The sequence below is a fragment of the Marinomonas sp. ABL3_031 genome (assembly GCF_056161265.1).
Window position 1 is genome coordinate 133572 of the sequence record NZ_JBSWYU010000008.1, and the last position, 12331, is coordinate 145902.

Annotated in this window: 13 protein-coding genes; 2 read left to right on the top strand and 11 right to left on the bottom strand. The window is 41.9% G+C overall.

The window, feature by feature from the left end; genetic code table 11:
* Nucleotides 1-286: 286 nt before the first annotated feature.
* The 5 genes from ACXAH2_RS10670 to ACXAH2_RS10690 all read right to left on the bottom strand — a co-directional run bounded on the left by ACXAH2_RS10670 (nt 287) and on the right by ACXAH2_RS10690 (nt 6073).
* A complete protein-coding gene (locus ACXAH2_RS10670) occupies nt 287-946 on the bottom strand; it encodes an NADPH-dependent FMN reductase (RefSeq protein ID WP_475078410.1) in 660 nt (219 codons plus the stop codon).
* A 187-nt stretch (nt 947-1133) separates the two neighbouring features.
* Nucleotides 1134-1595: a methyltransferase family protein gene (locus ACXAH2_RS10675; RefSeq protein WP_475078412.1), complete on the bottom strand. Its 462-nt coding sequence runs from the start codon at nt 1593-1595 to the stop codon at nt 1134-1136.
* Between the two features lie 323 nt (nt 1596-1918).
* Nucleotides 1919-2440 (bottom strand): hypothetical protein, encoded by a 522-nt coding sequence (locus ACXAH2_RS10680; protein ID WP_475078414.1) that lies wholly within the window; start codon nt 2438-2440, stop codon nt 1919-1921.
* Nucleotides 2441-2943: 503 nt separating this feature from the next.
* A complete protein-coding gene (locus ACXAH2_RS10685; RefSeq protein WP_475078415.1) occupies nt 2944-4566 on the bottom strand; it encodes a Na/Pi cotransporter family protein in 1623 nt (540 codons plus the stop codon).
* A gap of 610 nt (nt 4567-5176) precedes the next feature.
* Nucleotides 5177-6073, bottom strand: coding sequence for a LysR family transcriptional regulator (locus tag ACXAH2_RS10690; protein ID WP_475078417.1), 897 nt, complete (start codon nt 6071-6073; stop codon nt 5177-5179).
* 97 nt (nt 6074-6170) lie between these two features.
* On the opposite strand from ACXAH2_RS10690, the gene ACXAH2_RS10695 reads away from it, so the two are divergent.
* On the top strand, nt 6171-7064 hold the full coding sequence (locus ACXAH2_RS10695; protein ID WP_475078418.1) for a nuclear transport factor 2 family protein: 894 nt from the start codon (nt 6171-6173) through the stop codon (nt 7062-7064).
* A 358-nt stretch (nt 7065-7422) separates the two neighbouring features.
* On the opposite strand, the gene ACXAH2_RS10700 is transcribed toward ACXAH2_RS10695, so the two are convergent.
* The 4 genes from ACXAH2_RS10700 to ACXAH2_RS10715 all read right to left on the bottom strand — a co-directional run bounded on the left by ACXAH2_RS10700 (nt 7423) and on the right by ACXAH2_RS10715 (nt 9751).
* On the bottom strand, nt 7423-7902 hold the full coding sequence (locus tag ACXAH2_RS10700; RefSeq protein WP_475078419.1) for a GNAT family N-acetyltransferase: 480 nt from the start codon (nt 7900-7902) through the stop codon (nt 7423-7425).
* Between the two features lie 117 nt (nt 7903-8019).
* Nucleotides 8020-8832, bottom strand: coding sequence for a hypothetical protein (locus ACXAH2_RS10705; RefSeq protein ID WP_475078420.1), 813 nt, complete (start codon nt 8830-8832; stop codon nt 8020-8022).
* 117 nt (nt 8833-8949) lie between these two features.
* Complete coding sequence (locus ACXAH2_RS10710; protein ID WP_475078421.1) at nt 8950-9258, bottom strand: DUF2834 domain-containing protein; 309 nt, start codon at nt 9256-9258, stop codon at nt 8950-8952.
* Nucleotides 9259-9385: 127 nt separating this feature from the next.
* On the bottom strand, nt 9386-9751 hold the full coding sequence (locus ACXAH2_RS10715) for a cupin domain-containing protein (RefSeq protein ID WP_475078422.1): 366 nt from the start codon (nt 9749-9751) through the stop codon (nt 9386-9388).
* Nucleotides 9752-10210: 459 nt separating this feature from the next.
* Here ACXAH2_RS10715 and ACXAH2_RS10720 point away from each other — a divergent pair, with 459 nt between their 5' ends.
* A complete protein-coding gene (locus ACXAH2_RS10720; RefSeq protein WP_475078424.1) occupies nt 10211-10954 on the top strand; it encodes a formylglycine-generating enzyme family protein in 744 nt (247 codons plus the stop codon).
* Between the two features lie 202 nt (nt 10955-11156).
* Here the strand turns inward: ACXAH2_RS10720 and ACXAH2_RS10725 are convergent, their stop codons facing one another.
* Nucleotides 11157-11528 carry a DoxX family protein gene (locus ACXAH2_RS10725; protein WP_475078425.1) on the bottom strand — a complete coding sequence of 124 codons (372 nt, stop codon included), beginning with the start codon at nt 11526-11528 and terminating at the stop codon, nt 11157-11159.
* 548 nt (nt 11529-12076) lie between these two features.
* The gene (locus ACXAH2_RS10730) at nt 12077-12328 is read right to left on the bottom strand and encodes a hypothetical protein (RefSeq protein ID WP_475078426.1); all 252 of its coding nucleotides are present in this window, start codon (nt 12326-12328) and stop codon (nt 12077-12079) included.
* Nucleotides 12329-12331 lie beyond the last annotated feature (3 nt).

Here is a 12331-nt window from a genome sequence, read left to right on the forward strand (position 1 = left end):
TCTGAAAAATATCAAGCAAGATGGCATTTCGACAGGCTGATTTAATAACAAACGACTTGAAGTTGCTCTGAGTCAGTTTATTGAATGCTTTTGATACTCATGTTCACCAGAATACACACCATCACCCGCCCTCCCTTCAGATAGACCATATTAAAACAGTATGGTCATAAATGAAGTCCCTGACTTTCGCCAAGGGATAAGGCAATTTAGGGAATAGATTTCTTTGGGTGCGTGCAAATTCAACTTAATGGTTTGATGGCTGCTCTCATTTTAAATGACAAATTCATCATGGCGCATTGCGTTGCGATGGCTGAGTTTTAAACACTTTAGCATGAGTAAAAGGGTCTTCCACACCACGCTGTTGTTTGGTGGCTTCCGCCCACCAAATCAGTTGATAAAAACTGCGTCCAAAGTAATCAAACCAAGCACTTTGCTCTTCACCTGCTTGTAATGCACCATCTTGATGAAATACTTCTTGTGCTTTGGCGACATGAATCATAGCGGAGACAGACAAACAGCCTAGTTCTGCTAAAAAACTTCTCATTCCTACGGCGGCTCGCATCCCACCCCACTGACCCGCGGAGTAGGTTACGATTGCACTTGGCTTGTAAGAAAATATCGAGCTACCAAAATGATTTAACAAATTCGCTAAGGCAGGACTCATAGAATGGTTGTATTCCGGGCTAACCATTATATAGCCATCGGCAGCGGCAATCTTTTCCGCCAACACATCGAGTGCTGTTGGCGCTTTACCCTTCGCATAAGCAAAATGCGGTTTAAAGACGGGCTCCATGGGATAATCTAACGCATCAATGAGTTCTATATCATGCTCAGCAAAACGCGCGGCAAAACAATCTAAACAGGCCTTTGCAACACGTTCACCTAAACGTGCAGGCTTAGGCGGCGTACTATTACGGACACTGCCAAGAAACACCAAAAACTTCATCGTTGAACTCCATTTAATCAGCTGAAGGAATGTTCGAACACATCCTCATTCCTCGTCTCTAAAATCTGAATATCATCACAGCTTTTGGCATAGACACGCAAGCCCGTTATTTGAATTTCTAATGACCTCGCTAAGTGTGGCTGGACTTTTTAAGGGACAATCTTCTTGCTCCGCTGAACCTGATTCGCTAAAACCAGCGTCTTACCTTAGATGAATAAGTGTGGAAATCATCACCAAACTTTTCTTTCATATGCCGCTCTTCTGGCAGGATTTGAAACCGCGTCATATAAAGCACAAATGCCACAATCCATAGTACCGCAACCAGGTTCATCAAGAACCAAGCAATGCCGATTAACAATAAAGCAAAACCGAGATAAATTGGATTACGACTCGAGGCAAAGATGCCACGGGTCACCAATTGAGAAGATTGTTCTGGAAAGCGAGGGTCCAACGTAGTGTTGGCACGACGAAATTCAATAATGGATAAAACCGGTAATATCATACCGAGAAGGACAAACACACTCGCTAAAAGGTTAGCCCCACCAAAGGACACAGTAAAAACTGGCGTCACTTCAGCGGTAAACCACATACCAATAAGGCAAATCAGCACCACAAAAATAGGCGGAATACGCAACTCAAGCTTTGACATATCGAACTCCATTGAGCGTAACTCAGATCTGAACTAACGAACACAAGTCAAATGAGGTAACTATCAGATCAGCTCTGAGCGAATACACATTAGCCGTTTGCTGAACCCTTTACTCGATGCGCTTCAAACACATACACATCCGCTTGATAAACAAAAGTGACAGAACCTATGACCCTTCTCGCTACACCAACTTGCTTGCCATCTTGATCAATAACGCCAAAACAAAGTGAGTGAGCAATGGCTTTTCGTGCAATTAGTATCCCCTAAAACCTCTTTCTGAGGCATTGTCAAACTTTATCCTTAATGATGACAACTGCTAATAACTAGCGTCGCTGATAACTTTGATTTGGTAGCCCTTTCAGAAGGGGCAAAACATTCTTCATTGCTCTTTCACCAAACAAGAATCCAAGAACAAGGAAGTTGATGATCCAGAAGGCAGACTCAATATTTGTTCCTATTGTGTTATCGCCGACCTGCTGAACCATTTCATGCAGCTTCCATTGCCCTGAAAACACCATAAAATCCAAATATAAAACCGAATATCCCCATAATGGTCTTTGTGCGCCACGAAGAAAAACAATAACCCTACCAAACCAGCCAAACTCTTTTAGATCACTAGCCGTTCCTTCAAGCTCTTTCACTCGGCTTTTAAATTCTTCATCCTGTTCTTTGGCGAGCTCGAGAAGTTTCATTTCATGTTCTCGTGTTACCTCAATAATAGCCGCTTGTATCTCAGCCTTGTCGACATCAGTGAGTCGATCTGGACATTGCTGCAGAACTTTATCTACTACCTTTGAAGCGATACCAGCGGATAAAAACTCCGTTACTTTTGAAAAGAAACTCATTACTAACTCCTTCTAGTGTAAAATGATCAATATGTATTTTGCTTGTTTCGCAAACCTCTTCTGAAGCGCACGACTGTCTCAGCTTAGTATCCAATCAAGGTCTTTCAACTGTTCTTTTTAAGAATTTATGCCGTTTAAGTAGGGAATGATAATTTCTATCTCATTCTGTTTTAGCTTCACCCAGAAAATTTAAGGCAAAGTAAAAGAGGGTGTTGAGAGGCTTCTAATCATCTTAACGCTCTTAAGGAAACGAACACCATCTCTGAAGATCAAAATAACCCTTCTGACGATCCTATCATTACCTGACATTTGACGGGTACAAATGACATGATAAGGTTCGAAAAAATTGAGAATCGACAAAACGCCCTATCAACTTGTCTGCACCCTATATAGCTTCCATCTTAGATCAGGGCTTAGATATTCGCTAATGCTCGTTAGATTATATTATTAGCTGCCAGCCCTTTCGCTATTCCCCTTTTCCAGCAAAGACATTGCTTTATTCCTTACGACACTTGGTGGCGTTTTAATATTGGATAGCCCGTTGAGATGAGCAGAGAGCAAATACGTTGTAAGTCTCTTAGTATGTCCATATGAATTTGAGTAGAAGACAAGGATTCTATTTCTTGCTTGCGAATCCTACCCGTATGTTCTTCTCGGTAAATGGCCAGTTTGTCTCGATACACCTGTTTCGCCTCAATCAATTCCGCGGCCAACTCAGGGCTTTTTGATACATACACGGCTTGGGCTAGACGGAAGATTTCCAACAGCTCAATAAAGAGTTCGCGTAATTCACCTTCCCCTTGTGCTGAAAACTTGATCCCACTCTTATGCTTTTTGCGCGCTAATGGTATTAAACTGGCTTCTATAATGTCGCCTACATGTTCTATGTTGGTGACAAAATTGAACGCATCTTGCCATTTTATATGGTCTTCAGACGCCGTTTTAATGTTTTTAATGGCTGACAAGTAATAGGTCACTTCCCTATGAATATGGTCAATATCGTCGTCCAGACCTTTAATTCGATTAATGTGTTTGCCATTGCGAAACATACGCGGCGTATTTTCAAGCATTTGATAAGCCAGATCCGCCACACGCAAGGTTTCATTTGTCACATTTGCCATGGCCCTAACAGGGTGATTGATGTCGTCCTGAGATAGATAAACGGAAGACAGTGGTTTGTGTGCCGAACTGGCTTGAGCAGCATTAGGTGAAATGTATTTCTTTAACAAGTTGCCCCAAAACTGCAAGCAACATAAGAATAGCAAAGCATTAATCAGATTGATCGCCACATGAAACACCATTGGAGAGGTTAAATTCCAAGATTCAAGTGGCAATAAACCACTCTTATACAAAAAGATAATGACTAAGCCAATCACCACAGCCAAAGCACGAATTAGCAAATTGCCAATGATGATCAAACGTCCTTTTGCACTTACTCCCCAGCCAGAACTCAGCGCTGGTAATGCACCGCCAATGTTAGCTCCCAGCACCATGATCATTGCAGTATCAAGTGGCATAGAACCATCAATAGCAAGATGACTCACCATTAAAATCACCGCAAGGCTGGAGTGAACCAACCAGGTAAACAGCGCCAATATAAATAAAGTTAACAACGGATCATGGGCTAAAATATTGGTTAAAAAAGCCATTCCTTCGCCTGAGCGCATCTTTGCTGTAGTGTCGGCCACCAATGAAAGTGACAGTAACAACAACCCTAACCCCATTAAGATACGGCCCCAATATCTGTGCTTGCGTTTGTTCGATCTTTGAAAGGTAATGTAGCCAACCAACAATAGCACGGGAGAGAGTAAAGATAAGTCGAGACTGAGTAACATGACCATTAAACTGGAGCCAACTTCTGCTCCCACGGCCAATGCCAGCGCTGGAAGCAGGCCAAGGGCACCCGTTGCAACAAAGCCAGCGGCCAGTAACACCACCGCGGTTCCAGATTGAAAAGCCGCCGCCGCTATCGCGCCGAGAGCAGCCGCTTGTATACGGCGCTTCGTCATGACGCGAATGGCATTTTCCAAGCGGCTTTTATAGGCTCGCTCAAAGCCAGTTCGAACCATTCGAATGCCCCACAGCAATAAGGTAATGGCGCCAGCCAATTGAATCAGTTCGTTCATACGCTCTACATCTAATATACGAGGGAAACGAGAGGAATTAAATCGACGTGCTTATTCGCTTCCCTGAATAAAAATCTTTGTTACTTTACTGTAACAAAAATGAGAGAAAATGTTGCTGTTAAACTTGTCTCGTTACGACACAAAGACTCTCAAAATGAATGAAATAAAGCGTTTAAGCGGAAGCCCTATGCTAAAAGGCGTCCTGACAAGCGTTAACTTAGCCCGAAAAACACAACAGAAAGTGAAAATAAAATGGTTTGAAAGGCAATTTACTCTTGATTCGAAAACGTATTTTTCATCAGTAACCCGCTTATCAAAGTGGGTTGCGTTACGTCACGAACCTTGACCATAAGAGCGATATCGCTATAACAAATGGCAGTGCTGTAGCCTTCTATCCATCGGCAGAAGTCTGAACGATGCAGGTCGATCCATTGCTGTTTGAAATTCACCGAAGGGCTTTCCATATCCCGTTTTTTTGACTTTAACGAGCAAATCTCAATGACCTGAGAAACGCTCAACACCTGCTACAAAGCAATCGACTCCAGAGCACCAGAAGCCCCCTAAAATAGCATGAATTCTTATAGCTTCTCCTGAGCGCTTACATGAGAGATTAAGACTGAGCAGCCTGTTCTAGCACAAAATCTCGAAACGCCTGAGCCCGTGCGGACATATTTTTGCGCGAAGCATAGATCAATGCAAAAGTCATTTCCTCGCTCTGCCACTCTGGCAGCACATTGACCAACTGCTTATCAACAATCGCCTGCTCTATCAACATGGGAAAAGCCATCCCCAGCCCCAAACCTGCTTTCATTTGCGCAATACTGGCCGCAGGAGAATTACTCAGCCAAGACTTTTCTGGATCAAGTGAACATTGCTGGTCGTCATTCCAGAGACGCACATACGGTTTACGTTGCATCTGTGCTAACAGAATCCAACTGTGCTTTTGAGCAGCCTCTATGTCTTTCGGAATGCCCGCCTGTTGCAGATAATCAGGGGAAGCAAAAATTCCCATGCGCTGTTTAAACAATGGCCTTGCAATAAGCTGATCGTCACTTGGGATACCAATACGCAAACCAAAATCAATTTGATCTTTGACTAAATCCAACCTGTCGTCACTGGTCAGAAATTCAAAATCTACCTCTGGGTACTTTGCCTTAAAAAGTGGCAAACGCGGGCTCAGCCATTCGACGGCAAAATCCACCGTGGTCGTCACCCGGATCAGCCCTTTTAATTCATTGTGACTGAGCAAATCTTTGATCGTCAAATAACGCTGATTAATCTCTGCAGCATGGGGGTAAATCAAATCACCGTCGTTGGTTAATGACAATTTACGAGTGGTGCGATGCAGCAAACGCACGCCAAGCTTTTGCTCCAGCAAAGCAATCTGCTCACTCACAGCAGGGCGACTCATGTTTAATAGCCTTGCCGCCTTTGCAAAACTGCCCTGGTCCACTACCGTTGCAAAAATCGACAAACCTTTCAGTTGAGAAAAATCAGAAACACTCATTATTCGAAAATATATAACAGTCTATTTTAATTGGGCTACCTTATCATACCAGTCATACTCTCCTAAACTGTTTTTAAATTCAAATAGGAGTCATGCTATGAAACACACGATAAAGAATATTATGCTTACTGTACCCGTGGGTATGATGCTGTTAACCGGTTGCCAATCACTGTCCGAAAAAAACGCTAGTGATCAACTTGCAGCAAATAAAGAGGTTGCGCAAAAGGTCATGCAGGGCGCCTTTGCTGACTTTGATGTGGAGGCAGTCACACCGCTATTAACGGAAGACTACATTCAACACAACCCTGCCGTACCGACTGGTCGTGCGCCATTATTAGGCTTTATCCCGGCGCTAAAAGACATGGGCATCAGCTACAAAACCCATCGTATCATCGCAGATGGTGACTTTGTTATCACTCACAACACCTTTGACAATGCGTTTGCGTTTGGCGCGAAAGAAATTGTGACCTTTGATATGTGGCGCGTTATCGATGGCAAACTCACCGAGCACTGGGATGCGATCCAACCCGTCGTCAAGCAAACCGCCAGCGGTCGTTCGCAGGTAGATGGGCCAACCGAGATCACTGATCGTGATTTAACCGAGGCAAACAAAACCTTGGTGAAAGGCATGGTTGAAGATGTCTTAATGGGTAAGAACCCTGAAAAAATTACCGATTACATCAGCACTGAGCAGTACCATCAGCATAATCCAATGATTAAAGATGGTTTGCAAGGCCTAAGTGAAGCCATTCAATTTTTGCAACAAAGCAACAATATGTTCGTGTATGAAAAACTGCACCGTATATTGGGTGAAGGTAACTTTGTTGTCGCGATTAGCGAAGGCACCTGGGATGGTAAGAAACAAGCATTCTACGACTTATTCCGAGTGGACAATGGTAAAATCGTAGAACACTGGGATATCGTTCAAGCCATCCCGACTCAATCAGCCCACAATAATGGAATGTTTGGTCAGTTGGCTGAGTATCCATAAAGATAACGCCTTCGTTTAAGGCTATCAAACGGGCAATTGCTCCTTTAATCCGCTTAACGCAAAAAGCGGATTAAAGGGACACCTAAAACACAATTCCCTTTAATCCACTTACTCCAGCAAGCAATATAAAATTTTGTAGTAGCCCTTAAGAGCCCCCTATAGAACGACAGCCCAAACGTTAGTGTTAGCCAAGTTCCTTGTCTCGTAAACAATAAAAATGAATTGCTTCAATACTGAAATGACTGCATCTACCTCAATAAACTCCCCATTCTAGTTTGAAATAGCGCATCGAAAAATAATGGAATAGTTACCCTCTGCAGTTCTGTTGATTGAGATGGACATAGAGATAGCCAGTAACTTAACACTCAAAGCTCATATATTGCACATCAAATGGCAGGTGCGGGAAGCTTCTTATCTCCCCGTCTACGAACCCCAATGTTAAATACCAGTTCTTAAGCTTAATGTGCTCAGCGATAATTCCGATACTGACTCTTTGGATGTTCTTTGATTGGGCGCGCTTGAAAACATGTCGAACAAGCTCTGCTCCTATCCCCTTGTGGCGATGCTCGGGAAGCACAGATAAACGATTTAAGTAAGCTACACCAGGCCTTGGGTTTTCGAAAGCAACACAGCCGACGCTAGTCGTTCCATTCTTGTATAAAAAATATTCTTCGCCTCGCTCAAAATCAGATAGAACCCAATCTTTATTACAAAAAGAAGGATGTTTTGGATTGTTATCCATGTTGAGGCCGAACTCTTCTGCCACATCCTTATTAGCTTTACTAATAATTTCAGCAATCGCTTCAGCATCATCCATTGTCGATTCAAATATAGCCATGTCTTTTCCTTCGTCTTCATTTTTACTAGGAGCTAGGTAGCGCCTTCGAAAATCCAAGGCCCATTGTCATTAAAATAAAAGGGGTGTCGTTAAATTATAATGTTGTTTTGCACCTAATTATTTCTCATTATCATAACCAAACCATCTTTTTAACTTACCTCTAATTAGAAAGAGTATTAGGCCAAAAACAATAGCGACCAGAGCAGCCCAAAATTTTACAAACTCTTCCCATAAAACACCCCAAAGCTCATTCACTTTTTCACTGAATATTTCTTTTCGATCCACTTCAACTAACACACTCAAAGTCTCGGTAATCTTCGGGATAGGCACGCCACTACAATCAAGGGTATTGAAAAGATAAACATTAGCACCTACTTCAAACCTACCCTGCTTGTGAGGTATCAGTTTGAAACGCACTTCTGAACCAGACGGATCTAGCTTAAGACATTGGGTTTCTACAGGCTCTATTTTAAACCCTGGAGCAAATGGTTGTACCGTCGCAGACTCTCCAACTGCAGGAAGGGTGGTATCGTCTTTAGTCATACGATCCGGAAAGTTTGGGGTGTGATTTGGACCGCCAATCCAAACTCTGAGCTCGCCCGGTAGGCCAGGAATTTTTATTTTCTCATCCGCACCCAATACAATACGATACTCGTCGATTCTAGTAGTATTTTCGGCAGAGGCAACCGCTTCCGCTTCTTCTGCAAACGCTGAATCACTTTCGGCAGAAGCTGCAGGGGCTCCAGCTGCAGAATAGTCGAGGTAGAGCTCAATAGGAAAAGAAATATCCTCAGCGTATTTTGAGTAACTCTTGGCAGGGTCAGTAGTTTCTTCAACATGGTTTTCATCATCTGAACACGACACTAAAGCAAATATAGTAATGAATAAGATGTAAGAAAAATGTTGCCTTTTAATACTGTTGAATATCATTAGTAAACTTCCGTATTCTGGCTAATATCATCTTAAGTGAATAGAAATTGCGTGCCAAAACTATTAAGGAACGAAACAGAGCACACTATTTTTCAGTTTAAAGCTTATCAGGCTGATTTACTGCTTTTCTTTCAAATATAAATACAAAGGCAACCCAAATGAGACGCCAACCGTGAGCGTTCCTATAATGGCTAACCAATGGTATTTTACTTGGTTTTTTTTACCGTCTACCGCAATAAATATTAACAACGCTACAGCAGCAATTAAAACATCAAGCCAAGCAAAAATACTAATGGGATTTGCAATGGCAGCATTAAAAAACGCAATAAAATCAAGACCATTATTTAGCAACCAAGGTATAAAGGCACCAAACGGAATCACGACACCGAGAAGTGTTAAAAACAAATACAATTTACTCAAAGCCATCCCCTTTATAATTAAAAATATTGAACTTTACTCTGACGCTAATGATTCATATGCATTTTCACCATAACAACACAGGCAGCAGCGAACCTTCCTTAATATGATCAGCTGTGTTGTTTTTTGATAGCTATTATAGCCACTCCTGATCTGCGGTAGATACTGTAACGTCAGATTCGAGTTCTCCTGTATGCTCAGTGCTTGCTGGCTCGATCATCATAAAATGCGTATCAGGCGCGGCAAGAGGACAATGCTCTACCCCTTTTGGGACGACATACATTTCTCCCGGCAAAAGCTCAATATTTTGATCTCGAAGCTGTAATACAAGACACCCCTTGAACACAATGAATAACTCATCTTCATTTTCATGCCGATGCCAAACCAGCTCTCCGCTTCCCTTAGCAATTTTTACCAGCTGACCATTTGATTGAGCGACTATTTTGGGTGTCCATTCTTCTGAAAATAAGCCAAATTTTTCACTAATATTTATCTTTTCCATGATTGTCCTCGTTTATATGGTCCCGCTGAAAAGCGAGTGCGTAAAGGGCTTTGCCCTATTTGGTTTCTTTAGTATTAGGTTAATATTACCACAACCTTTTGTTGAGATTTGGGTATCTAGAGCCGTTTTTGCATCAGTAAGTATGTTTAACTTTCTCTGCTCTTAAATATTTTGATTGACTGTTAAAATGGAGAATTTAGCGCATGATACTGGCTTATTCACGATATCCCTGCGATCAAGCCATCAGCTGCAAACTGAAAAACATTTTTGCTACATCAATGACAAAAGTATTAGACTTATTCATGTGTGCCTTCCTTATTTTTAGGCGTATTGCAACATAGGTACCACTTTGGAATGTTTACCTCATCCCTCCTATTTTCATATTACAATGGGGGAGGTTGATAAAACTGCATAGCGATTCTGCTAAAAATCCGTCATCTATGTCTAATAGGGAAACCAATGGGTAACATTTTGGAACGCTTTACTATGGATACCTTGGTTACTTTACCAGAAGGAACAGAACAAATAAGAAGATTCCGAGATAATATAAAGTGGCTGAGTTCGAATTATCAAATGTGTATTCCTAGTAAAGGGATTAATCAGGAACAAATTTTAGAAAGTGTAAAAATACGCTCATTTCAGATTGCTAAATACCCCGTCACTAACCAACTTTATAACCTAATATTAGGCTCGGATGCATTCAATCCCCTAACTAACCAGCAGCCAAAGGTCGAGATATCATGGTATGAGTCTATTCTCTTCTGTAACCGGATATCGAGATATTTTGGTCTGACAGAGTATTATTATTTGGATGACAATATGTCCAATGTCTTATGCAACTCAGACTCGAAAGGATTTCGCTTAGCTACTGACGCAGAATGGCAGTATGCGTGCAAAGCAGGACAAGAATCCTATCAATATTCAGATATAGATAAAATCGCTTGGCATGAAGGCAATTCTGGAGGACGTTTACAGAATGTCGGTGAAAAGCAACCAAATGAATGGGGGCTCTATGACATGTTAGGCAATGTCTGGGAATGGACATGGGATTTCTACAATCAAGAAACCTATTCAGACTATAGAATTTTCAGAGGTGGGGGTTTTGCAGATGCCCCCAGAATATGTGGCGCTACAACACGCAGAAAAAGCCACCCTGACCATGCACTAGATGATCTAGGATTGAGATTAGCAAGATCGTTATGAAGAGGTTTAATGATAGTAAAACGTGATAGCTAAGGTCCAAATATCATCATTTTTTCTCAGTGCAAAACAATATATTTATAACCCCTAAATAACATAGATAGGGTGATTAAGACCCTATTTGCATTAGGCGCTAAACCTAACCGAAGGGCAGCCAAACCACTCGCGATTTGGCTGCCCCCTGGGTAACCTTGGGCAGGTTTTACTATTTGCTGTTTAAACTCCAGATGCCAGGGCCTTTTGCTGCAATGTAGAGAAATGCAAAGCAATAGAAAGCCGCGAGTTCACCACCATTTGCGATAGGGAACGGGTTATTCAATCCATGCACCAGCCAATAAGCGACCGCCATTGTGCCACTCGCGAGAAAAGCGGCATATCTTGAATAAAAGCCAACGACTATAAGAATACCGGTGACTAGCTCAATAACCGCAGCACTTGTGCTCATTGTGTTCAAGGGATAGGGAAATGCGATGGGAAAACCGAACAGTTTTTGAGTGCCATGCCAAAGAAAAAGAAAGCCTGCAACAATTCTAAAAGCTGCGTAAGTTTGTTCCGTATATTTATCCAAGAAAGTCATAAAATTCTCCTTTAATGATATGAAGGTCTGAGTTTACGGCGACCACAAGGTTAAGCTAACACACAAATACATGGAACGAAAACCCAAAGCCACCCCACCTAATTGTCCCAGTAACTTGCACAACAATAATGTGCGCAGCGAGTTGCAACCTGAACGCATGACGATACACCCGTCGCATACCTCGGCATTTGTTCAATATCGGCTTACCATAAATGCTGCCGACCTTATTCTGAAAATAATACAGACATTGAATAAAGAGTAAACTTTACCTTTGTCTCTAGATCATTATCTTGTTGAATCAAGTCGCTTGCCGATATTCATACTGACTGATGCCGAATGATTTCCCCTAAGCGGCGAACATCACATTAGGCTGTAAGCGCGGCGTAGTGCTTGTCGATACGTTGAGAAAAGCAAAAACACCCAGCGTTACAAATCACGCTTAAATGCTTTTGTAACTCCTCTAACCAATTATTTTAATTCCTATAAGGTAACCCGTAGTGCTCAATTCGCTTATAAATTGAGCCATTTTGTTACCAGGTATATGGCTATTAAAGATCAACCCGTATCCAAACATAAATGCTTAGTAGAAACGCAAAAATGGATGCGAACCAGTCCCAAGGCAATTTGGCTATAATCTTCAGTTTATGTGAATTTTTCCAATCCGATACCACACCACCTAACGCCGCAGCCAAAAAAAAGCCTATTAGCGCACCAGGAAATAAATCTCCAAGAGCAAATTTAGCAGTTTCAAAGCCTAAGAGTTCAAGTAAGGAAAAGAATATGTCTTCTATGACTTTCATATA

What these genes read in the sequence shown, in the direction of transcription:
- ACXAH2_RS10670 (WP_475078410.1), bottom strand. Translation starts at nt 946, where the DNA reads ATGAAGTTTTTGGTGTTTCTTGGCAGTGTCCGTAATAGTACGCCGCCT.
- ACXAH2_RS10710 (WP_475078421.1), bottom strand. Translation starts at nt 9,258, where the DNA reads ATGGCTTTGAGTAAATTGTATTTGTTTTTAACACTTCTCGGTGTCGTG.
- ACXAH2_RS10705 (WP_475078420.1), bottom strand. Translation starts at nt 8,832, where the DNA reads ATGATATTCAACAGTATTAAAAGGCAACATTTTTCTTACATCTTATTC.
- ACXAH2_RS10675 (WP_475078412.1), bottom strand. Translation starts at nt 1,595, where the DNA reads ATGTCAAAGCTTGAGTTGCGTATTCCGCCTATTTTTGTGGTGCTGATT.
- ACXAH2_RS10690 (WP_475078417.1), bottom strand. Translation starts at nt 6,073, where the DNA reads ATGAGTGTTTCTGATTTTTCTCAACTGAAAGGTTTGTCGATTTTTGCA.
- ACXAH2_RS10685 (WP_475078415.1), bottom strand. Translation starts at nt 4,566, where the DNA reads ATGAACGAACTGATTCAATTGGCTGGCGCCATTACCTTATTGCTGTGG.
- ACXAH2_RS10730 (WP_475078426.1), bottom strand. Translation starts at nt 12,328, where the DNA reads ATGAAAGTCATAGAAGACATATTCTTTTCCTTACTTGAACTCTTAGGC.
- ACXAH2_RS10715 (WP_475078422.1), bottom strand. Translation starts at nt 9,751, where the DNA reads ATGGAAAAGATAAATATTAGTGAAAAATTTGGCTTATTTTCAGAAGAA.
- ACXAH2_RS10725 (WP_475078425.1), bottom strand. Translation starts at nt 11,528, where the DNA reads ATGACTTTCTTGGATAAATATACGGAACAAACTTACGCAGCTTTTAGA.
- ACXAH2_RS10720 (WP_475078424.1), top strand. Translation starts at nt 10,211, where the DNA reads ATGGGTAACATTTTGGAACGCTTTACTATGGATACCTTGGTTACTTTA.
- ACXAH2_RS10695 (WP_475078418.1), top strand. Translation starts at nt 6,171, where the DNA reads ATGAAACACACGATAAAGAATATTATGCTTACTGTACCCGTGGGTATG.
- ACXAH2_RS10680 (WP_475078414.1), bottom strand. Translation starts at nt 2,440, where the DNA reads ATGAGTTTCTTTTCAAAAGTAACGGAGTTTTTATCCGCTGGTATCGCT.
- ACXAH2_RS10700 (WP_475078419.1), bottom strand. Translation starts at nt 7,902, where the DNA reads ATGGCTATATTTGAATCGACAATGGATGATGCTGAAGCGATTGCTGAA.